Below are 20,666 nucleotides of genomic sequence, written 5' to 3' on the forward strand. Positions count from 1 at the left end.
ATCAGACTGTAGCGGGTCGGGCGTCCCGCTCCGCCTGGCCGGGCTCGGCGGCGCCCGCGGCCTGTCCTGACGGGTAGAGCAGACCGATGACGGCGACGACGAGCATCGCCGCCGCCATGCCCCAGAACGCCCACTGCACGGCGCTCGCATAATCCGTCTGCACGGCGTGCATGATGCTGTCCCGGACACTGGAGGGCAGGGCAGACAGCGAGGACGACGAGTCGCCGGACGCCCCGCTGATCTGCTCGACAGCGCTCCTGGCGTCCGCCGCCGACCCTCCGAACCGGGAGAAGTCCGCGGTGAGCAGGTCGGTCAGCCTGGACGTGACGACAGTGGTCAGCACGGCCAGACCGAGAGCCCCGCCGAAGTTCTTCATCGTCTGCGAGATGGCGGTGACCTCGCCGTAGCTGGCGCCGACGGCACGGTTGACCGCATCGGTGGAGACCGGGCTGAACATCAGGCCGATTCCGGCACCGGCCACCATGATCGGCCAGGTCTGCTGGTTGAAGAAGGCATCGGCGTGGATGTCCAGGTCCGTCGCGCTGATCGCCAGCCACGCGAAGCCGGCCGCACCGACCAGACCGCCGAGCAGGACGACACCCCTGGCGCCGTGCCGATCGAAACGGACGGAGCCGATCCTGCTGGCCACGACGAAGCCGATGAAGAACTTGAGGAACAGCAGGCCGGTCTCCATCGCCGGCAGCTGCAGCGACACCTGGCCGTAGACGCTGAGGAAGAAGAACGTGGAGATGAACGCGATCGAGGCGAACAGGGTGGCGAGCGTCGAGAGCGAGAAGCCCCGGTCCCGGAACGCCGCCAGCCGCACGAGCGGGCTCGTGCTGCGCAGCTGGGTCACGACGAACAGCGCCAGCAGCACAACACCGGCCACGAGGGCCCCGATCACGCGGGCGTCGCCCCATCCCCACGCGCTCGCCTGCTGCAGGCCGAACACAAGCGCGCCCATCCCGGCCGCCACGACCGCGGCTCCGAGCCAGTCGATGCGCTCGCGGCGGCGCACGGACGGTCGCGCGGCGACGGCGACGATCACGAAGGCGGCGATCGCGATCGGCACGTTCACCCAGAAGATCGCCCGCCAGGTCCACAGCGTCAGGTAGCCGCCGGCGATCGGGCCGATGGCCGTCATGGCGCCCGTGATCGCGAAGAAGATCGCCATCGCCCGGCCCCGGCTCTCGCGGGCGAAGCCCTCGACGACGATACCGATCGCGGCGGGGAACATGATCGCTCCGCTCACGCCCTGGAGCGCCCTGGCCGTCACCAGCCACGCCTCGGCGAGGTCGCCGGTCGGCGCCAGCCCGCACAGCAGCGAGGTGATGCCGAATCCGGCGATGCCGACCAATGCCATCCGCTTGTGGCCGACGACGTCGGCGATGCGACCGCCGAGCAGGAAGAACGCGGCGGTGGCGAGCAGGTACACGTTGACCGCCCACTGCATCCCGTCGTGGCCGAGCCCGAGGTTCTGCTGGATGGTCGGGGCGGAGAGGGCGACGATCGTCTGGTCGATGGTCGTCATGGAGACGGCGAGGATGAGGCCGGCGAGGGCGAACCGCGAGGAGCCGGCGCCGGGGGCGGGTGCGGATGTCATGCTCCCAGCCTCGCGACCTGCGCCCGGCGGCGGCACCGGCGGTCGGATGTCACCCGTGTCCACCGATCGGCGGACACGGGAATCCACGCGCCGAGGGCTCGTGCCAGACTGGCGGGCATGCCCCACCTGAACACCGGCCCCGGCGAGTACGACCTGACGGCGAGCGCGATCGTGCTGCGCGAGCTGGAGGGACGCATCCACCTGCTGGTGCACCGGCACCGCAAGCGCGGCATCCTGCTGCAGCCCGGCGGTCACGTGGAGCGGACGGAGGACCCGTGGGCCGCGGTCGCGCACGAGCTGCGGGAGGAGTCCGGCTACGACCTGGAGCAGCTGATGCTGCTGCAGCCGCCGCACCGGATCGCGTGGGCGGAGGGTGTCAACGTTCTGCCGTCGCCGCTGTGCGTCGACGTGCACCCGATCGCCGAGGACCACGCGCACACCGACATCGTCTACGCGTTCCTGGCGACGACCGACCCGGCGGGCACGCCGGAGGAGGGCGAGTCGCAGGAGCTGCGCTGGCTGCCGGTGGACGCGGTCGACGACCCGGACATCCCGGCCGGGCTGGTCGCGATCGCGCGCTACGCCAGCGACGCGATGAAGTCGTCGATGCTCGTGACGGTTGCGCCGCCGCGCGCGAACACCTTCTCGGTGAGCACGCGGTGGACCTCGGGGTCGGAGTCCCAGCAGCCGTCCTCGAGCACGACGATCCGGTAGTCGCGGTCGGCCGCGTCGCGGACGGTCGAGAGCACGACGCCGCTGGTGGCGACGCCGGCGAGCACGAGGGTGTCGATGCCGCGCGCGTCAAGCTGCTCGCGCAGGTCGGTGGTGGAGAAGGCGCCGACGCGCTTCTTGCGCACGACGAGCTCGCCCTCGGCGGGCGCGATGCGCGCGTCGATCTGCGTCGCGGGGCTGCCGGCGTCCAGCCGGGCGCCGGCACCGGCGAAGCGCGAGGTGGCCGGGATGGTCGCCGCCTCCTCCGCGGTGAGGGCGACGCGCACGAAGCCGATGGTCAGCCCGGCGGCACGCGCCGCCTCCCGCGCGCGGACCAGCCCGCCGAGGAAGCCGTCGACGTCGGGGTGGCGCCCGACGATCCCCTTCTGCAGATCCATCAAAAGAAGAGCCGCCCGCCCCGGCTCGAACCCGATTTCGTTCACACACATAAACTACCTCCTCCCCTCAGCCGTCGAGCCCGCGGGACGGGCGGTCAGGAGCAGGCGGCGAGGATGTCGTCGCTGACGTCGCTCAGGTGGCGGAGCGCGCGGGAGCGCTCGTCGGCGGTGTCGGTGAGGTAGGCGACCACGAGGTCCCGCGCGGGATCGGCCCACACGTTGCAGATGCTGCTGCCGTTGTGCCCGAAGGTGAGCGGGTCCGCGCGCGAGCCGGTGGGCCGGGCGAGGCCGATCGGGCCGCCGAGCTGGAAGCCGTGCGCCCAGCGCACCGGGAATCCCATCACGCGGTCGCGCTCGTCCCCGTCGCTGGACACCGCGCGGGCCGCGGCGATCGTCTCCGGTCGCAGGATGCCCTCGCCGCCGGCGAGCAGGACGCGGTAGAACTCCGCGAGCTCGCGCCCGTTCGTGCTGATCGCGGCCGCGGGGATGGGCACCTGCCGCGTCCGCGGCCGGTTGAACAGCAGCGTGCGCGCGTGCTCCGCCGCGCTGCGCGCTCGCAGCGGGACGGCCCGGTTCGCCCGCTCCGGCGGCAGTCCGAGCGTCGTGTCGCCGAGGCCGGCCGGCCCCAGGAGGTTCTCTGCGATGAAACGCTGCACCGGCATCCCGCTCACCCGCCGCACCAGCTCGCCGAGGATGAAGCCGTAGCTGATCACGTGATAGCCGACCACCTCGCCGGCCGGCCAGCGCGGCCGGGCGTCCTCCGCGGCGGCCACCGAGCGCGCCGGATCGGTCATCCGCACCGTGTCACCGAGCATCGTCCCGGTGGAGAACGGCACGCCGGCCCGGTGCGAGAGCACCTGCCGGATCGTGATGCCCTCCTTTCCGCGCGACCCGTAGCCCGGCCAGTGGTCGGCGACCGGGTCGTCCAGCCTCAGCAGCCCGCGCTCGGCGAGCAGGTGCACCGACAGCGCGACGAACGGCTTGCTCACCGAGAACGTGTAGAAGAGAGCGTCCGCGTCGCAGCCGGACCGCCGGTCGAGCAGCACCTCCGATCCGCGCAGGACGGTCAGCCAGGTCGCGCCGCCCCTGGCGTCCACGCGCTGCAGGACGCGGCGGAAGTCGGGCATGAACGCATCTTCCCGTGCCCGCAGGGGGCTTGCAATACCCGCATTGCCTACTGTATACAGAATACAGACCCACCCCGATGCGCATCCCGAAGCATCGCACACAGCAGAGACACTTCAAGGAACGAGGTACTCATGTCTCGCGTCGACTCAACGGTGAGAAGGGCGCTGGCCATCACGGCGGCCGCCGCACTCGCGCTCAGCATGGCGGCCTGCTCCGGCTCCGGAGGCTCCAGCGGCAAGACCGTCGTCTGGTCCACCTGGGGCACCCCGGAGGAGCTCACCCGGTACAAGGACTTCGACACCCAGTTCATGAAGGACCACCCGGACATCAAGGTCGTCCTGCAGCCGGTCGCCGACTACGGCGACTACCACACCAAGCTGCTCGCGCAGCTCGCCTCCGGCACCGCCCCGGACGTCTTCTACATCGGCGACGACAAGATCGGCCAGTTCGTGAACTCGAACGCGCTGCTCCCGCTGACCGACCTGATGAACTCGTCCGCGAGCAAGACCAAGCCCGAGGACTTCGCGCAGGGCCTCTTCGGCGCCACCAAGAAGGGCGACGAGATCTACGCGGCGCCCAACGACTCCAACCCGGACGCCCTCTGGTACGACAAGGCCGCGCTCAAGAAGGCCGGCGTCACCGACGACCCGGCGACGCTCGCCGCCGAGGGCAAGTGGACGACAGAGGCCTTCCTCGACATGAACGCGAAGCTGCACAAGGCCGGCCTCACCGGGTCGATGTTCTGGAACTACTGGTCAACCCACTACAGCTGGATCTCCGCCCAGGGCGGGAAGGCGTTCGACGACTCCGGGAAGTTCGTCGCCAACACGGACGAGACCAGCGTCAAGGCGATGGATGTCCTGGCCAAGAACTTCCAGAACGGCACCTTCGTAGTCGCCGACACGCTCCCCGAGGGCGCAGGCGCCGACAGCGTCTTCGTGACCCACAAGGCCGGCTTCTTCGTGCAGGGCCGCTACACGATCGGCACCGTCAAGGCCGCGGGCGACCCGGAGAACTACGACGTGGCGCCCTGGCCGACGCCGTCCGGCAAGGCCGCGCCGACCGGCGTCGCCGTGAGCTACCTCGCGATCAACGCCAAAACCAAGAACAAGGACGCCGCGTTCGAGTTCTGGACCAGCTTCCTCTCCGCCGAGGGCCAGACCTTCCGCCTGAAGGGCGGCGGCAACGCCGTCCCGTCGATCACGGGCGCGGACTCCGTCGTGCTCGACGGCTACCCGAAGCACGCGCAGACGATGCTCGACATGCGCGACATCGGCTTCGAGGACTACACCACCGAGGCGAGCGTCCCCGGCCTCTCCAGCGACATCAGCGACAAGATGCTCGCCCTGTACCAGGGCAAGGCGTCCACGCAGGCGACGCTCGACGAGGTCGCGAAGATGATCGCCGACAAGACCGGCGGCAAGTGAGGCGACGAGCGTGAGCGCATTGGGAGAGGCGGCCGTCGCCACCGAGGCCGAGGTCGTCCCCGCGACGCCGGGCGGGCTCCGGAAGGAGTCCGCCTGGCGGCGTCGCGACCGGCGCTGGGGCTACGTCTTCGTCGGACCGCAGCTGATCGGGATGGCGCTGTTCGTCGTCGTCCCGTTCATCGCGAGCCTCGTGCTCGCGTTCGCGAAGTGGGACGGCCTGAACGCCCTCAGCTGGGTCGGCTTCGACAACTTCCAGACCGAGATGACCGACCCGCTGTTCGGCCGGGCCATCCTGAACACCCTCCTCATCGCGCTGATCACGGTCCCGGTCGGGCTCGGCCTCGCCGTGGTGCTCGCGGTCGCGCTCGAGCGACTCAAGACCCGCACGCTCTACCTCATCCTCTTCTTCGCGCCGGTCGTCACCTCGTCGGTGGCCGTCGCGATGATCTGGCAGCAGCTGTTCCGCAAGGACGGCGTGCTGAGCGGCTTCATCGCCTCCGTCTTCCACATCGCCCCGCCGGACTGGCTGGGCGACCCGCACCTGGCGCTGATCGCCGTGTGCATCGTGACGATCTGGTCGTCCGTCGGCCTCAACGTGATCATCTTCCTCGCGGGCCTTCAGAACATCTCGCCGACGGTCATCGAGGCGGCCCGGCTGGACGGCGCCGGAGCGGTGACCCTCTTCTTCCGGGTGCGCCTGCCGCTGCTGTCCCCGATCATCTTCTTCTCGACGGTGATCGCGTTCATCAGCTCGCTGCAGACGTTCGACACCGTCTTCATCCTGACCGCGAACGCCGGGCCCGACAACGCGACCCGCACGATCGTCTACCACATCTACGACCTGGGCTTCGGGAAGTTCCAGTTCGGTCCCGCGAGCGCCGCCTCGATCATCCTGCTGATCATCACGCTGGTGATCACGGGCATCCAGTTCGCCGCGCAGAAGAAGTTCGTCCACTACGAGGATGGTGCAGCATGACCACCGCCACCGCGCCCACCGAGCGCACGCGGTCCGTGGACCCCGCTCCCCGCACCGGCCGCGGAGCCGCCCGCGCCCGCACGCTCGCGCTGCACATCGTGCTGCTCGCCGGCGGCATCGCAATGGTCTTCCCGTTCCTCTGGATGCTGCTGACCTCGTTCAAGCCGCTCCCCCAGCTGCTGAACGACCCGCTGAGCTTCTGGCCGAAGCCGTTCACGCTGCAGAACTACGTGGACGCGTGGAACGACGTGCCGTTCGGCACGGCCTACTGGAACACCATCTACATCGCCGTGCTCGTCGTCGTCGGCACGCTGATCACCGCCGCGATGGCCGGCTACGCGTTCGCGCGCATCCCGTTCCGCGGCTCCCGGGTGCTGTTCGTGGTGTTCCTGGCCACGCAGATGATCCCGATGCAGGTGACGCTGATCCCGTTCTACTTCCTGATGGCGAAGCTCGGCTGGGTGGACTCGCACCTCGCGCTCATCGTGCCGGCCGCGCTCGCGAACCCGTTCGCAGTGTTCCTGATGCGCCAGTTCGTGCTGTCGCTGCCGAAGGAGCTGGAGGAGGCCGCGATCGTCGACGGCGCGGGGCGCTGGCGGATCTTCTGGAGCATCATCCTGCCGAACCTGCGCCCCGGCCTCGGCGCACTCGCGATCATCGTCGCGCTGAGCACGTGGAACAACTTCCTGTTGCCGCTGGTGATCCTGAACTCGCAGGAGCTGTTCACCGTCCCGCTGCTGCTGCAGAGCTTCCGCGGGCAGTTCGGCTCGGTCAACTACGGGCTGATCATGGCGGCGTCCGCCATCGCGACCATCCCGATGCTGATCGCCTTCGTGATCGGTCAGCGCCGGATCATCGGCAGCATGGCCGCCTCCGGGCTGGGCGGCCGGTGACCCCCGCGGAGCGGGCGGCGCGGTACCTCGACCTCGAGAACGCGCCGTTCACGCTGCCCGGATCCCGCATCCTGGTGCTGCGCGCCCACAGCGGGCTGACCGTGTGCCTCGCCGAATACGAGCGGCGGCTGGACGAGTCCATGCTGGTGCGCACCCTGCGCGTCTTCGGCGCGGACGGCCGCCTCGCCCCGGTCTCCGACGTACGGCCGGACCGCATCGCGTTCGGAGACGCCGGGGTCACCCTGACCTTCGACGGACCGGACGCGCTCAGCCTCGGCGGCGACGGCCGGTGGAGCGTCGAGCTCGACCTCCCCGGCCTCGCTCCGGACCACGTCTGGCGTCCCGGTCTGCCCTCAGCGGCGACGGCGGGATGGTCCGCGACCGGCGCGGACGACGTCGTCGTGACCGGCGACACGGTCCGGCTCTCGTTCGGCGGCGGCTCGCTCCGGCTCGGGATCGGTGCCGCCGCTGCCACCGCGCCCGCGGACCATCCCGCCTCCCTCGCCCGCACTCTGACCGTCTGGGACGACTGGTTCACCCGCACACCCGCCGTGCGCGACGACCTCGCCGACATGACCGCCTTCTGCTGGTGGGTGCTCGGCGCGAACATCGTCTCGCTGCCCGGCCGTGGCGCCCGCGCCGTCGTGCCGTCCAAGATCGGATACGTCGGCGTCTGGCAGTGGGATGCGTACTTCATCGCATCGGGGCTGCGGCACGGCGACCCGGAGCTCGCGAAGGAGCAGCTGAAGCTGGCCTTCGCCTTTCCGACGGTGGACGGCCAGCTGCCCGACGTCGTGCACGATGAGGGCGTGCTCGCCTCCAGCGACGACCTGCCGCCCGGCGACCGCGAGAACCTGCGGCGCGCGGGCTCCGCGATCGCGGACCCGACCGCACCGATCCCGCTCACCAAGCCGCCGCTCGCCGCGTGGGCGCTGCGCCGGCTGGAGGGCTTCGTCGACGACCCGGCGTGGTTCGACACCGCCTGGGCGACCGTCGCGCGCAGCCAGGAGTGGTGGTTCGCACGCTCCGACCTGGACGGCGACGGGATGCCCGAGTACGGGCACCCGTACTCGTCCGGCCTCGACGACAGCCCAGTCTTCGACGCCGAGCTGCCGGTGTCCTCGCCCGACCTCGCCGCGTACCTGATCCTGCAGGACGACCTGCTCGCCTCCCGCGCCCGCGCGACGGGCGACGTCGAAGCCGCCGAGCGCCACACCGCGCGCGCGGCGCGGACCCTCGAACTGCTCGAGGGGATGTGGGACGAGACCGCCGGGTTCTTCCGCTCCTCCGGCGCCGGCACGCCCGTCGGCTCGGAGACCGCAGTCTCGCTGCTGCCGCTGCTCACCGGTCGACTGCCCGGCCGTTACGTCGCGGGCATCCTCGCCGCGCTCGACGACCCCGATCGCTTCGCGACCGCCTGGACCGTGCCGACGGTGGCTCGGCGCGACCCCGACTTCTCCGAGGAGCGGATGTGGCGCGGCCCCGTGTGGGTCAACGTCAACGCCCTCCTCGCCGAGGGGCTCGCCGTGTCCGGCCATCCCGACCGCGCCCGCGAACTGGCCGAGCAGACGCTCCGCCTGGTCATCCACGGGGGCGGCCCGCACGAGTACTTCACCCCCGGCACCGGCCGCAAGGCCCGTACCGCGACCACCGCGTTCGGGTGGTCCGCTGCGTTGTTCGTGGACCTGGCGGTGCAGCTCTCGGCCTGATCCACCCCTATCGAACCGTTCCATCGACGAAGGAGTCACATGAAACGCCTGCGCATCATCGCGCCCTTGACCGCTGCCGTCCTGGCCCTGACCGGCTGCGCCATGGCCGGCAACGCCGGGACCGGACCAGCCACGCTCGACCCGTCCGCGAAGCCGGAGGGCTCGATCACCGTCTGGTCGTGGGACGCCGCCGCGACGTCGCTCAAGCGGCTCGCGGGCGAGTACCAGTCCGCGCATCCCGGAACGACGGTGAAGGTCGTGGACGTCGGCTACGACAACGCCTACGACAAGCTGTCCGTCGGCCTCCAGGCCGGCACCGGCCTGCCGGACGTCGTGACGATGGAGACGGATCACACCCCCGGGTACCTCAGCCAGTTCCCGAAGGGCTTCGTCGACCTGACACCGATCGTGGGATCGAAGAAGGCCGACTTCGACCCATCCAAGTGGGCGGCGTCCACCGACAAGACCGGTGCGATCCGCGCCGTGCCGTGGGACTCGGGCACGGTCGGGCTGTTCTACCGCTCCGACTACCTCCAGAAGGCCGGCGTCGAACCGGCGAGCCTCGGGACCTGGGACGAGCTCGTCTCCGCGGGCGAGCGCATCAAGGCCGCGACCGGGCACACGCTCATCACGGCCGACGTCGCCACCGGCGGACTGTTCCAGATGCTGCTGCAGCAGCAGGGTCAGGGTCTCTTCGACGCGAAGGGCGACATCACGGTCGCGACTCCTCAGGCCGTCGCAGCGCTGCGACTGGAGAAGGAGCTGAACGACAAGGGGCTGCTGAAGAGCGTGAAGGGCTGGGACGCGCGCGTCACCAGCGCGAAGAACGGCGACTCCGCGGTCACGCCGGAGGCGGTGTGGTGGATCGCCACCCTCACCGGCGAGGCCGCCGAACTGAGCGGGAAGTACGGCGTCACCGAGCTGCCGGCCTTCGCCGATGGCGGTGCCCGCACCTCCAACAGCGGCGGCTCCGGCCTCGCCGTGCCCGCGCAGTCCAAGAATCCGCAGCTGGCGGCGTCGTTCGTGGCGTTTGCCCTCGCCGACACCGGCAACCAGGTGTCGATGATGAAGCAGGACGGCCTGTTCCCGTCCTACCTGCCGGCGCTGAAGGATCCCTTCTTCAGCACGCCCGACCCGTACTTCGGCGATCAGAAGGTCTACACGCTGTTCGCCGAGCAGACCGCGAAGATCCCGGCGATCACCTACACGGCGGACAACGCCAAGGCGAGCGACATCGTGGGCGCTGCCGTCTCCGCATCGGTGCTCGGGGGCAAGGACCCGGAGGCGGCGCTTCAGGATGCGGCCAGGCAGATCGCCACGGCCACCGGCCGCTCGATCGCGGGCTGAGATGGTCGCCGTCGACACCGCAGCCGGGGGTCGCGCGGCGTGGGCCGGAGGGCCCAGGTCGCTGGAGCGCTGGCTTCAGCGACCGGGCCTCTGGTTCGCGCTGCCCGCCGCCGCGCTGTTCGCGATCTTCTTCGCCTATCCCCTGGTCGTCTCGCTCTGGCAGAGCTTCTTCAGCACCCAGGGCGGCGAGCTGCGCTGGGTAGGCCTCGGCCAGTACGCGCGGCTCTTCCGGGACCCGCTGGTCGCCACCAGCCTCAGCAACGCGTTCCTCATCCTCGTGGTGCAGGTGCCGCTGATGATCGGCATCGCCCTGGTGCTCGCGTACACGCTCAACCAGACGTGGCTGCGGTTCCGTTCCGGCTTCCGGCTGCTGTACTTCCTGCCCGCGGTGACCACGCTGGTCGCGTACTCCGTGGTCTTCCGGGTGCTGCTCACCACCGACGGCGGCGCGGTCAACCAGCTGCTCGGGCTGGTCGGGGTCGCGCCCGTCGACTGGCTGGACAGCGAGGTCTGGGCACGCGTCGCGCTCATCGCCTCGATCACGTGGCGCTGGACCGGCTACAACATGGTCATCCTGCTCGCCGGGCTGCAGAGCATCCCCGCCGAGCAGTACGAGGCGGCGAGGATCGACGGCGCCGGCCGCTGGGCGACCTTCGCGCACGTCGTCGTGCCCCAGCTGCGCCCGGCGATCGTGTTCACGACCGTGACCTCGACGATCGGCGCTCTGCAGCTCTTCGACGAGAACGTCATCCTCACCGGCGGCGGCCCGAACAATGCGACGCTGACGCCGGTGCTCTACCTCTACAAGGTCGGCTTCCAGCAATTCGATCCCGGCTACGCGTCGGCGATCGCGTGGCTGCTGGTGCTCATCACGGGCATCGTCTCGATCATCCAGTTCCGCCTGCTCCGGGAGAAGAAGTGATCCGCGCGCTCCGCCACACCCCCGCCTACCTGCTGCTCGCCGCGGGCGCGCTGCTCAGCGTGGTGCCGTTCCTCTGGATGCTCACCGCATCCACGCACACCACCTCCGACCTGTTCGCGCGGCCGCTGCCGATCCTGCCCGGCGGCGAGCTGTGGGCGAACCTGACGCGGCTGCAGGAGCAGACCGGGTTCGGCCAGGTTATGCTGAACAGCCTGCTGATCGCGGTGATCTACACGGTGTTCAGCTCGGCCGTGAGCGTGCTCGCGGGCTACGGCCTCGCGAAGTTCCCGTTCCGCGGCCGCGGGGTCCTGCTCGCCGTGGTGCTCGGCACGATGATGATCCCGATGCAGGTGCTGCTCGTCCCGCTGTTCCAGATGATGGCGAGCCTCGGCTGGATCGACACCTACCAGGCGGTGATCCTGCCGTTCCTCGCGAACGCGTTCGGCATCTTCCTGATGCGCCAGGCGTTCCTCGACTTCCCCGAGACGATCGTGGAGGCGGCACGGATCGACGGCGCGGGCGAGCTGCGCACGTTCTACCGGGTCGTGCTGCCGGTCGCGCGCCCGCAGATCGCGGCGCTCGTGATCTATACGTTCGTGAGCCAGTGGAACGCGTTCATCTGGCCGCTGCTGATGCTGAACACCGAGGACAAGTACACGATCCCGGTCGCGCTGAACACGATGATCGGGCTCTCCCGCGTCGACTACTCGGGCCTGATGCTCGGCTCGCTGCTCGCGACGCTGCCGCTGCTCGCGCTGTTCCTGGTGTTCCAGAAGCAGTTCGTGTCGGGGCTGCTCGGCGGCGCGGTGAAGGGGTGAGGGCGAGACGCGGCGTCGTCGCGTCAGGCCAGGCGCTCCCACTTGATGCCGGCGTCGGCGAGCAGGCGGCGCATCCCGTTGGTCCAGTTCTCGGAGAGGGCGGCCTTGGCGGCGGGCACGTCGCCGTCCGCGAGGTGCTGCGCGATGGCAGCGTGCTCCTCGGCCGAGCGCTCGACGAGCACCTCGGCGCCGACGAGCAGGGACTCGTAGCGGTGGATGGCGCTGCGCACCTGGGCGATCTGCTCCAGCAGCTTCTGGTTGGGGCACGCGCTCAGCATGAGGTTGTGCCACTCGTCGTCCTTACGGTTGACCAGGGCGTGCTGGGCGACGTCGTCGGAGAACGCTGCGGCCAGCTCGGACAGGCGCTTCCCCAGCTCGGCCAGCTCGTCGGCGGGCGACAGGTCGAGCGCGAGGCCCTCGAGCGTCACGATGATCGGGCAGAGCTCCTCGAACTCGCGCGCGCTGAGCGGGACGAAGCGGAAGCCCTTGCCGTTCTCGCTCTCGATCTGGCCCTCGCTCTCGAGCGCGATCAGCGCCTCGCGGAGCGGGGTGCGGGAGACGCCGAGCTCGGCGGCGAGGGCGACCTCGTTGATGCTCTCGCCCGGACGGACCTCGCCGGCGCGCATCCGCGCGAGGAGCTCCTCGCGCACCTGGGAACGCAGATTCTTGCGCTCGATCGCCATGTGGACCCTCCCGGCCGGACTCGTGGTCGTCAGCTTAGGGCTTGACCCGTCGCTGCGTTCGCTCTAGCGTTACTGTATACAGAATACAGTCGACACAGAGCGACGCACAAGCAGCAGCCCTCAGCAGATCCCCCGAGGAGACCGATGACGATCCCCGCGCCCCGGAGCATCCGGCTCGACGCGCTCGCCTACGGCGGCGACTACAACCCCGACCAGTGGTCGGAGGACGTCTGGGCGGAGGACGTCCGCCTCATGGTCGAGGCGGGCGTGAACATCGTGACGCTCCCGGTCTTCTCCTGGCCGCTGCTGGAGCCGGAGCCCGGGCGCTTCGACTTCGCGGGACTCGACCGCATCATCGACCTGCTCTGGGCGAACGGCATCGCCGTCGACCTCGCGACCGCGACTGCGACGCCCCCGGCGTGGCTCGTGCGCCAACACCCGGAGGTGCTGCCCTGGAACGCCGACGGCGTGCGCCTGGAGTTCGGCTCCCGGCAGTCGTACTGCCCGAGCTCCCCCGTCTTCCGCGAGGCCGCGCTGCGGCTCACCCGCGCGCTGGCCAAGCGCTACGGTGCACATCCCGCGCTGGCTCTCTGGCACGTCTCGAACGAGTACGGCGACCACGTCGCCCGCTGCTGGTGCCCGGAGTCTGCACGGCACTTCCGGCGCTGGCTGCGTGCGCGCTACGGCGACATCGCCGGGCTCAACGCCGCCTGGGGCACGAGCTGCTGGGGGCAGAACTACCTGGACTTCGATCAGATCGAGCCGCCCCGCACGGCGACGGGACCGATCAACCCCGCCCAGGTGGTCGACTTCGAGCGGTTCTCCTCCGACGCGCTGCTGGAGCTGTTCCGCGCCGAGGTGGATGTGCTCCGCGAGGTCACGCCGGAGGTCGCGGTGACGACCAACTTCATGAGCCTGTTCCGCGAGCTCGACTACTGGGACTTCGCCGACGCCGAGGACCTGGTCACCGATGACGCGTATCCCGACCCCGCCGACCCGCACGCGCACGTCGGCGCCGCGCTCAACTACGGCCTGATGCGCAGCCTCAAGGACGGCCGCCCGTGGCTGCTCCTGGAGCAGGCGCCGAGCGCCGTCAGCTGGCGGGACGTCAACGTCCCGAAGGCGCCGGGCCAGATGCGGCTCGGCAGCCTGCAGGCGGTCGCGCACGGCTCGGACGGCGTGATGTTCTTCCAGTGGCGGCAGGCGAAGTTCGGCCCGGAGAAATTCCACTCGGCGATGCTCGGCCATCGCGGCGAGCGCAGCCGCAGCTTCCGGGAGACGAAGGCGCTCGGTGCCGAGCTGAAGCTCCTGGAGCCGGTGCGTGGGACGCGCGTGCGCTCCTCCGTCGCGCTGGTCGCCGACTGGGACGCGTGGTGGGGCGTGACCCAGACCGAGTCGATGCCGTCGCAGCGGCTGAACTGGCTCACCGAGGCCAGGGCGTGGCACGCCGCGGCCTTCGCGCTCGGCCAGCCGGTCGACGTCGCGCGCGCCGCCGGGCCGTTCGGCGACCACCGGGTCGTGCTCGTGCCGAACCTGTACGCGGCGACCGTCGAGCAGGCCGAGGCGCTCACCGCCTTCGTCGCGGCAGGCGGCCACGTCGTCGTCGGCCCGTTCTCCGGCGTCGTCGACCACCGGGAGCAGGTGCACGACGGCGGAGCCCCTGGCCCGCTGCGCGGCCTGCTCGGCGTGGAGGTGGACGAGTGGTGGCCGCTGCCGGACGGCGGGCACCGCACCGTCGAGCTCGGCGGCGTCGTGCATCCCACGCGCGTCTGGGGCGAGTGGATCGATGCGGCGGACGGCACGGACGTGCTCGCCCGGTTCGCCGACGGCGACCTCGCCGGCCTTCCCGCGCTGACCCGGCGCCCGCATGGCGCCGGCGCCGCCTGGTACCTCGCGGCCGGGCTCGGCGAGGACGGGATGCGCGCCGTGCTCTCCGCGGTGTTCGCCGAGGCGGGCGTCGCGGCGCGCGAGCCGGACACCGCGCTCGAGATCGTCACCCGCACCGACGGGAGCACCGACTTCACCTTCGTGCTGAACCACGGCAGGGACGCGCGGACGGCTCCGCGCATCCCCGGCGGCACCGACCTGCTCACCGGCTCGGACGCCGGTGCGGGCATCCCGCTCGGCGCGTTCGGCGTCTCCGTCATCCAGCACCCGACCACTGAGAGGCAAGCATGACCCACCCCTTCGTCCATCCCTACGTGCCGAACACGGCGCCGGAGTCGCGGCAGGCGATGCTCGACGCGGTCGGCGCGGCGAGCGTCGACGAGTTCTACGCGGACGTGCCGGCCGACCTGCGCCTCGGCCGCGACCTGGACCTGCCGGAGCCGCTCGTGGCCGAACAGGACCTGGTGCGGCATGTCGGCGGGCTGCTGCGCCGCAACCGCGCGGTCGAGCCCGGCCGCCTGTTCCTCGGCGCCGGCACCTACCACCACGCCGTGCCCGCGGTCGTGGACGAAGTCATCAACCGCAGCGAGTTCCTCACCGCGTACGCGGGGGAGCCGTACGAGGACCACGGCCGCTTCCAGGCGCTGTTCCAGTACCAGTCGCTGATGGGCGAGCTGCTGAACCGCGACGTCGTCAACGTACCCACCTATGACGGTTACCAGGCGGCGGCGACCGCGCTCGCGATGGCGACGCGCGTCACCGGCCGCCGCGGCATCCTGCTGGTCAGCGATGCGCACCCGGACAAGCTCTCCAAGGTGCGCGACTACGTGCGGCCGGTTGCCGACCTGGTCGTCGTGCCGACGGTGGACGGCGTGGCCGACGCCGCGGCGGCGACGGCGCTGATCGGGCCGGACACCGCCGCCGTCTGGGTGGAGACCCCGAGCTTCCACGGCGCTCTGGAGACCGCCGTCGCCGGGCTCGCCGACGCGGCGCACGCCGCGGGTGCGCTGCTGGTGGCGGGCGTCGACCCGATCGGGCTCGGCGTCCTCGCCTCCCCCGCCGACCTCGGCGCGGACATCCTGCACGGCGACATCCAGTCCCTCGGCCTGCACCCCTGGTACGGCGGCGCGCACGCCGGCTTCATCGCCGTGGACGACGACCCGCGCCTGGTGATCGAGATGCCGTCGCGCCTGTTCGGGCTGGAGTCCACCGACGTCCCGGGCGAGTACGGCTTCGGCGACGTCGCCTACGACCGCACCTCGTTCGCGCTCCGCGAGGAGGGCAAGGAGTGGGTCGGCACCGCCGCCGCCCTCTGGGGGATTGCCGCCGGCGTCTACCTGGCGCTGATGGGCCCGCAGGGCATGGCCGAGCTGGGCGAGACCCTGCTCGCTCGCACCGCGTACGCGCAGCACGCGTTGACCGCGCTGCCCGGGGTCGCCGCCGGCGACGGCGCCGTTCACCTGCGCGAGTTCGTGCTCGACCTGCGGGAGGCGGCGCTCACCGCCCCGGAGCTCGTGTCCACCCTCCGCGCGCGCGGCTTCGAGCCGGGCCTCGCGCTCGACGACGACCGACTGCTGGTGTGCGTCACCGAGCAGAACACCCAGACCGACATCGACGAGCTGGCCGACGCGTTCGGCGCCGCCCTGAAGGAGAACGCCCGATGACCCTCCCCATCGCCCCCAAGCCAGCGCTGCGCCGCTTCCACCAGGCGCGCTGGGACGAGCCGATCGTCTTCGAGCTGCACACCCCCGGCGAGCGCGGTGTCGTGCCGTCGCAGACCGAGGACGGCGTCCGTGCGGTCGTCGGCGACGTGGTCGCCGACCTGCGGCCCTCGCTCCGCCGCCCCGCGCCGCCCGCGCTGCCCGAGATCGGCCAGATGCGCGTGCTCAAGCACTACCTCCGGCTCAGTCAGGAGAACCTCGGCGCCGACCTGAACGTGGACGTAGGGCAGGGCACCTGCACGATGAAGTACGCCCCGAAGGTGAACGAGGCGATCATCCGCACTCCCGACCTCACCGACCTGCACCCGCTGCAGGACCCGGAGTCGGCGCAGGGCGCGCTGGAGATCATCTGGCGCACCGAGCGGATGCTGGCCGAGATCTCCGGGATGAGCCGGGTCTCGCTGCAGACCGGCGGCGGCTCGGAGGCGATCTGGGCGAACATCTCGATGATCCGCGCCTATCACGCTTCCCGTGGCGAGGGCGAGCAGCGGGACGAGGTGATCACCACGATCTTCTCGCACCCGTCGAACGCGGCCGCGGCCAAGATGGCCGGTTACCGGGTCATCACGATCTTCCCCGACGCCGACGGCTACCCCGACGTCGAGGCCCTCCGCGCCGCGATCTCGTCGCGCACCGCCGCGATCATGGTGACCAATCCCGAGGACACCGGCATCTACAACCCGCGTATCCGCGAATGGGTGGAGCTCGCGCACTCCGTCGGCGCGCTCGCGTCGTACGACCAGGCGAACGCCAACGGCATCCTGGGCATCACCCGCGCCAGGGACGCGGGCTTCGACGTCTGCCACTTCAACCTGCACAAGACGTTCGGCACCCCGCACGGCTGCGGCGGACCGGGTTCCGGCGCGAACGCGGTGTCCGAGGCGCTGGCGCCGTTCCTGCCGGGACCGGTCGTGGAGAAGGTCGGCGACCGGTTCGTCATCGACTCCGACCGGCCGCAGTCCATCGGCTCGGTCGCGCCGTTCTTCGGCGTCGTCCCGAACATCGTCCGCACCTACGCGTGGATCCGGGCGCTCGGCGCTCCGGGTCTCCGCGCGGTCGCGGAGACCGCGGTGCTGAACAACAACTACCTGATGAAGCGCATCCTGGAGATCCCCGGGGCGAGCGCCCCGTACGCGACCGGCCGCCGGCGCATCGAGCAAGTCCGCTACTCGTGGCAGGAGCTCTTCGAGGAGACCGGCGTCAGCTCGGAGGAGATCGGCATCCGCGCGGCCGACTTCGGGATGCACTACTGGACGAGCCACCACCCCTACGTCGTCCCGCAGCCGTTCACGCTGGAGCCGACCGAGTCCTACTCCAAGGCCGAGCTGGACGAGTACGCCGTCGTCCTCGCCGAGGTCGCGCGCGAGGCGCGGGAGACCCCGGAGGTCGTCCGCAGCGCGCCGCACAATCAGACGGTCCACCACACCCACCACGACGACCTGGACGACCCGGAGCGCTGGGCGGTGACCTGGCGCGCCTACCGCCGCAAGTACTTCGGCGAGGGTGCGTCCGTCGCGGCCTCCGCGGAGGACGCGGCGGCGTGAACGCCATCGGGCTCGTCGTGAACCCGGTCGCCGGGATCGGCGGGCCCGCCGGGCTCGCCGGCAGCGACGGCGCCGCGGTGCAGCGCGAGGCGATGCGCCGCGGCGGCCGAGCGCGCGCGGGCGAGCGAGCCGCGGAGGCGCTGCGCGTCCTCGCGTCGCTGCGGCCCGGTCTCGAGATCGTCACCGCCGGCGGCGCACTCGGAGAGGATGCGGTGCGCGCGGCCGGACTGATCCCTCGCGTCGTATACGCGGGTGGGAATATGGAGACGACGGGCGACGACACCGCGCGTGCGGCGGGAGCCGTCCACGCGGCCGGAGCCTCGCTCGTGCTCTTCGCGGGCGGCGACGGGACCGCACGGGACGTCGCCCGCGGCCTGCCCGCCGGGGCCGCCGTGCTCGGCATCCCCGCCGGCGTGAAGATGTACTCCGGCTGCTTCGCCGTCGGCCCCGCCTCGGCCGGGGCCGTCGCCGCCGACTGGATCGCCCATCCCGCGCCCACCGCGACGGTCGAGGTGCTCGACCTGGACGAGGACCTGATGCGGGCCGGGCGGCCCGACCCGCGCCTGTTCGCGCTCGTCGACGTCCCCGCCTCCCCCGGCCGCACCCAGGCGCGGAAGGCGGCGACCCCCGCGAGCGAGCGGGAGGCCGTGCGCGCCGCGGCCGCGGGAGCCGTTGCGCGGATGCGTCCGGGCGTGCGCTATCTGCTCGGCCCGGGCGGGACGACCGCCGCGGTGGGCCGCGCACTGGGACTCGACACCAGCCCGCTCGGCGTGGACATCGTGGCGGACGGCCGCCTGCTCGCCCGGGACGTCACGGAGCAGCAGGCGCTCTCCGCCGTCGCGGGGCACGAGGCGCAGGCCGTCGTGACGGTGATCGGCGGCCAGGGCTTCCTCCTCGGCCGCGGCAACCAGCAGCTGTCCGCGCGCGTGATCGCCGCGCTCGGCGACCATCCCCTGCTCGTAGTCGCCACCGAGCAGAAGCTCATCGACCTCGCCGGCCGGCCCCTGCTGGTCGACACCGGCGACCCCCGGCTCGACCTGCGGCTGGCCGGCCACGTCCTCGTGGTCACCGGCCCCTCCACCGCGAGCCTCTACCCTGTCAGTGCCGCCACCGCGGCCCCCATCGAAGGAGAACCCGAATGCGTCTAGCCGGCAAGTCCGCCATCGTCACCGGAGGAGCGGGCGGCATCGGCCGCGCCACCTCCCTCGCCCTCGCGGCGGAGGGCGCGCGGGTCGCCGTCGTCGACCTCGAGCAGGATGCCGCCGAGGCCGTCGCCGCCGAGATCCGCGCCGCGGGCGGCGAGGCGATCGCGTTCGGCGCCGACGTCTCCGCGGAGCCCGACGTCGAGCGCGTCGTCGCGGCGGCCGCCGAGCAGTTCGGCGGCATCGACATCGCCTTCAACAACGCCGGCATCATCCGCCGCACGACCGCGGTGGAGACCACCGTCGAGGAGTGGGACCGCGTCTTCGGTGTGAACGTGCGCGGCATCTTCCTGATGTGCAAACACGTCGTGCCGATCATGGCCGAGAAGGGCGCGGGCTCCATCATCAACACCGGAAGCGGCTGGGGGCTGAAGGGCGGCGGCCAGGCGATCTCCTACTGCGCCTCCAAGGGCGCCGTCGTCAACATGACCCGCGCGCTGGCGATCGACCACGGCCCCCAGGGTATCCGGGTCAACTCCGTGAACCCGGGCGACGTGAACACCGGGATGCTGCGCGACGAGGCCCGCCAGCTCGGCCAGGAGACCGGCTCGTTCCTCGCCGAGGCCGCCGACCGCCCGCTGCGCCGGATGGGCGAGCCTGAGGAGATCGCTGCGGCCGTCGTCTGGCTCGCGAGCGACGAGTCCTCGTACGTCACCGGCTCCGCCCTGGTCGTCGACGGCGGCGGCATCGCCTGACCGTCGTTCTCCCACGCCGCGATTGACCCCGTCCGGAACGTCTGCCCCCTGCTCGAGCAGCGGCAGAAATACCGGGCGGGGTCAGTCGCGCTTTCGAGCTCGCACGACGACCTCACCTGGAGGATGATGACGCCGTGGACGAGCTCACGATCCGTCCTCTGAGCGAGGACACCTGGAACGCCTTCGTCGCTCTGTGCGACCGGCACAGCGGCGGCGGCTTCGGCGGCTGCTACTGCACGTGGTTCCACCGTGAGACGCACTCGGCGCCGACGGCGGAGTCGCAGGCGCGCCCCGCGAGCTTCGCGCGCGATTTCAAGCACGACCTCGTACGCGCAGGCCGGGCGCACGCCGCGCTCGTGTTCGACGGCGACGTCGCGATCGGCTGGGCGCAATACGGGAGCCCCGCAGAGCTGCCGGGCATCATGCACCGCAGACAGGTGGAGTCGGCGGGCGATCCGCTCCCGGACTGGCGCATCACGTGCGTCTTCGTGGACCGGCGGCAACGGCATCGCGGGATCGCGCACGTCGCCGTCGCGGGCGCCCTCGAGCTGATCGCGGACGCCGGAGGCGGCGTCGTGGAGACGTATCCGCAGGACACACCGGGTAAGCCGGTTTCGGCGACGTTCCTTTACAACGCCACCCGGAGCGTCTTCGAGGCGGCCGGGTTCACCTACATCAGGCCGAAGGGCAAGAACCACTGCGTGATGCGCGCCGTGGTTCCGGCGGTCAGAGTCCCAGCGACTTCTTGATGAGAGCTTCGGCGTCGTCCGTGCCTGCAGCCTGCTCGCGCGCCTCCTGATTGGCCTCGCTCACGGCCTTCACGACCTCGTCGCGCTGGATGCGGATGCCGCGCGGTGCGTCGATCCCGATGCGCACGCCGTCCCCTCGCGCGTCCAGGATGGTGACGACGATGTCGTCCCCGATCAGCACCCTCTCACCGGGCTTGCGCGTCAGAACCAGCATCGGTCCAGCCTATCCGCGGCGACGGGCCCGCGGAACCGC

At 71.2% G+C, this 20,666-nt stretch carries 18 protein-coding genes and 1 pseudogene; 14 read left to right on the forward strand and 5 right to left on the reverse strand.

What is annotated here, in order from left to right; genetic code table 11:
* Window position 1 precedes the first annotated feature (1 nt).
* The gene (locus ACTHMF_RS08785) at window positions 2-1,603 is read right to left on the reverse strand and encodes an MFS transporter (RefSeq protein WP_440317138.1); all 1,602 of its coding nucleotides are present in this window, start codon (window positions 1,601-1,603) and stop codon (window positions 2-4) included.
* A gap of 117 nt (window positions 1,604-1,720) precedes the next feature.
* Between ACTHMF_RS08785 and ACTHMF_RS08790 the strand changes: the two are divergent.
* A pseudogene (locus ACTHMF_RS08790) lies at window positions 1,721-2,134 on the forward strand (NUDIX hydrolase); the annotation flags it as partial.
* A gap of 47 nt (window positions 2,135-2,181) precedes the next feature.
* Here ACTHMF_RS08790 and ACTHMF_RS08795 read toward each other — a convergent pair.
* Window positions 2,182-2,712: a cysteine hydrolase family protein gene (locus ACTHMF_RS08795; RefSeq protein ID WP_440317139.1), complete on the reverse strand. Its 531-nt coding sequence runs from the start codon at window positions 2,710-2,712 to the stop codon at window positions 2,182-2,184.
* A 95-nt stretch (window positions 2,713-2,807) separates the two neighbouring features.
* The gene (locus ACTHMF_RS08800; protein WP_440317140.1) at window positions 2,808-3,839 is read right to left on the reverse strand and encodes a serine hydrolase domain-containing protein; all 1,032 of its coding nucleotides are present in this window, start codon (window positions 3,837-3,839) and stop codon (window positions 2,808-2,810) included.
* Window positions 3,840-3,971: 132 nt separating this feature from the next.
* Here ACTHMF_RS08800 and ACTHMF_RS08805 point away from each other — a divergent pair, with 132 nt between their 5' ends.
* From ACTHMF_RS08805 to ACTHMF_RS08835, 7 genes are read left to right on the forward strand one after another with little or no spacing between them, the layout of a single operon-like run.
* The gene (locus tag ACTHMF_RS08805) at window positions 3,972-5,267 is read left to right on the forward strand and encodes an ABC transporter substrate-binding protein (RefSeq protein WP_440317141.1); all 1,296 of its coding nucleotides are present in this window, start codon (window positions 3,972-3,974) and stop codon (window positions 5,265-5,267) included.
* Window positions 5,268-5,277: 10 nt separating this feature from the next.
* Entirely contained in the window at window positions 5,278-6,243 is a 966-nt protein-coding gene (locus ACTHMF_RS08810) for a carbohydrate ABC transporter permease (protein ID WP_440317142.1), read from the forward strand.
* The gene (locus tag ACTHMF_RS08815; protein WP_440317143.1) at window positions 6,240-7,136 is read left to right on the forward strand and encodes a carbohydrate ABC transporter permease; all 897 of its coding nucleotides are present in this window, start codon (window positions 6,240-6,242) and stop codon (window positions 7,134-7,136) included. Before ACTHMF_RS08810 ends, ACTHMF_RS08815 begins: the two co-directional genes overlap by 4 nt.
* The gene (locus ACTHMF_RS08820) at window positions 7,133-8,845 is read left to right on the forward strand and encodes an amylo-alpha-1,6-glucosidase (protein ID WP_440317144.1); all 1,713 of its coding nucleotides are present in this window, start codon (window positions 7,133-7,135) and stop codon (window positions 8,843-8,845) included. The genes ACTHMF_RS08815 and ACTHMF_RS08820 overlap by 4 nt, the downstream gene beginning before the upstream one ends.
* A 39-nt stretch (window positions 8,846-8,884) precedes the next feature.
* Entirely contained in the window at window positions 8,885-10,192 is a 1,308-nt protein-coding gene (locus ACTHMF_RS08825) for an ABC transporter substrate-binding protein (RefSeq protein WP_440317145.1), read from the forward strand.
* Window position 10,193: 1 nt separating this feature from the next.
* The gene (locus tag ACTHMF_RS08830; protein ID WP_440317146.1) at window positions 10,194-11,114 is read left to right on the forward strand and encodes a carbohydrate ABC transporter permease; all 921 of its coding nucleotides are present in this window, start codon (window positions 10,194-10,196) and stop codon (window positions 11,112-11,114) included.
* Window positions 11,111-11,932: a carbohydrate ABC transporter permease gene (locus ACTHMF_RS08835; RefSeq protein ID WP_440317147.1), complete on the forward strand. Its 822-nt coding sequence runs from the start codon at window positions 11,111-11,113 to the stop codon at window positions 11,930-11,932. Before ACTHMF_RS08830 ends, ACTHMF_RS08835 begins: the two co-directional genes overlap by 4 nt.
* Window positions 11,933-11,955: 23 nt before the next feature.
* Here ACTHMF_RS08835 and ACTHMF_RS08840 read toward each other — a convergent pair whose 3' ends face one another.
* Window positions 11,956-12,615 (reverse strand): GntR family transcriptional regulator, encoded by a 660-nt coding sequence (locus tag ACTHMF_RS08840; protein WP_440317148.1) that lies wholly within the window; start codon window positions 12,613-12,615, stop codon window positions 11,956-11,958.
* Between the two features lie 144 nt (window positions 12,616-12,759).
* On the opposite strand from ACTHMF_RS08840, the gene ACTHMF_RS08845 reads away from it, so the two are divergent.
* The 6 genes from ACTHMF_RS08845 to ACTHMF_RS08870 all read left to right on the forward strand — a co-directional run bounded on the left by ACTHMF_RS08845 (window position 12,760) and on the right by ACTHMF_RS08870 (window position 20,413).
* Window positions 12,760-14,793, forward strand: coding sequence for a beta-galactosidase (locus ACTHMF_RS08845; protein WP_440317149.1), 2,034 nt, complete (start codon window positions 12,760-12,762; stop codon window positions 14,791-14,793).
* Window positions 14,790-16,166, forward strand: coding sequence for an aminomethyl-transferring glycine dehydrogenase subunit GcvPA (gene gcvPA / locus ACTHMF_RS08850; RefSeq protein ID WP_440317150.1), 1,377 nt, complete (start codon window positions 14,790-14,792; stop codon window positions 16,164-16,166). The genes ACTHMF_RS08845 and gcvPA overlap by 4 nt, the downstream gene beginning before the upstream one ends.
* A complete protein-coding gene (gene gcvPB, locus ACTHMF_RS08855; protein ID WP_440317151.1) occupies window positions 16,163-17,767 on the forward strand; it encodes an aminomethyl-transferring glycine dehydrogenase subunit GcvPB in 1,605 nt (534 codons plus the stop codon). The genes gcvPA and gcvPB overlap by 4 nt, the downstream gene beginning before the upstream one ends.
* Entirely contained in the window at window positions 17,764-18,915 is a 1,152-nt protein-coding gene (locus ACTHMF_RS08860) for an ATP-NAD kinase family protein (protein ID WP_440317152.1), read from the forward strand. Before gcvPB ends, ACTHMF_RS08860 begins: the two co-directional genes overlap by 4 nt.
* The gene (locus ACTHMF_RS08865) at window positions 18,906-19,664 is read left to right on the forward strand and encodes an SDR family NAD(P)-dependent oxidoreductase (RefSeq protein WP_440317153.1); all 759 of its coding nucleotides are present in this window, start codon (window positions 18,906-18,908) and stop codon (window positions 19,662-19,664) included. The genes ACTHMF_RS08860 and ACTHMF_RS08865 overlap by 10 nt, the downstream gene beginning before the upstream one ends.
* A 134-nt stretch (window positions 19,665-19,798) precedes the next feature.
* On the forward strand, window positions 19,799-20,413 hold the full coding sequence (locus tag ACTHMF_RS08870; RefSeq protein ID WP_440317154.1) for a GNAT family N-acetyltransferase: 615 nt from the start codon (window positions 19,799-19,801) through the stop codon (window positions 20,411-20,413).
* Here the strand turns inward: ACTHMF_RS08870 and csrA are convergent.
* Window positions 20,391-20,627, reverse strand: coding sequence for a carbon storage regulator CsrA (gene csrA, locus ACTHMF_RS08875; protein ID WP_314148014.1), 237 nt, complete (start codon window positions 20,625-20,627; stop codon window positions 20,391-20,393). The two genes, ACTHMF_RS08870 and csrA, sit on opposite strands and share 23 nt — an antisense overlap.
* Window positions 20,628-20,666 lie beyond the last annotated feature (39 nt).

The sequence above is a fragment of the Leifsonia sp. genome (genome assembly GCF_051955155.1).
Taxonomy (GTDB): Bacteria; Actinomycetota; Actinomycetes; order Actinomycetales; family Microbacteriaceae; genus Leifsonia.

Coding starts and splice junctions, on each gene's coding strand:
- ACTHMF_RS08785 (WP_440317138.1), bottom strand. CDS start 1,603: ATGACATCCGCACCCGCCCCCGGCGCCGGCTCCTCGCGGTTCGCCCTC.
- ACTHMF_RS08795 (WP_440317139.1), bottom strand. CDS start 2,712: ATGGATCTGCAGAAGGGGATCGTCGGGCGCCACCCCGACGTCGACGGC.
- ACTHMF_RS08800 (WP_440317140.1), bottom strand. CDS start 3,839: ATGCCCGACTTCCGCCGCGTCCTGCAGCGCGTGGACGCCAGGGGCGGC.
- ACTHMF_RS08805 (WP_440317141.1), top strand. CDS start 3,972: ATGTCTCGCGTCGACTCAACGGTGAGAAGGGCGCTGGCCATCACGGCG.
- ACTHMF_RS08815 (WP_440317143.1), top strand. CDS start 6,240: ATGACCACCGCCACCGCGCCCACCGAGCGCACGCGGTCCGTGGACCCC.
- ACTHMF_RS08825 (WP_440317145.1), top strand. CDS start 8,885: ATGAAACGCCTGCGCATCATCGCGCCCTTGACCGCTGCCGTCCTGGCC.
- ACTHMF_RS08830 (WP_440317146.1), top strand. CDS start 10,194: ATGGTCGCCGTCGACACCGCAGCCGGGGGTCGCGCGGCGTGGGCCGGA.
- ACTHMF_RS08840 (WP_440317148.1), bottom strand. CDS start 12,615: ATGGCGATCGAGCGCAAGAATCTGCGTTCCCAGGTGCGCGAGGAGCTC.
- ACTHMF_RS08845 (WP_440317149.1), top strand. CDS start 12,760: ATGACGATCCCCGCGCCCCGGAGCATCCGGCTCGACGCGCTCGCCTAC.
- gcvPA (WP_440317150.1), top strand. CDS start 14,790: ATGACCCACCCCTTCGTCCATCCCTACGTGCCGAACACGGCGCCGGAG.
- gcvPB (WP_440317151.1), top strand. CDS start 16,163: ATGACCCTCCCCATCGCCCCCAAGCCAGCGCTGCGCCGCTTCCACCAG.
- ACTHMF_RS08865 (WP_440317153.1), top strand. CDS start 18,906: ATGCGTCTAGCCGGCAAGTCCGCCATCGTCACCGGAGGAGCGGGCGGC.
- csrA (WP_314148014.1), bottom strand. CDS start 20,627: ATGCTGGTTCTGACGCGCAAGCCCGGTGAGAGGGTGCTGATCGGGGAC.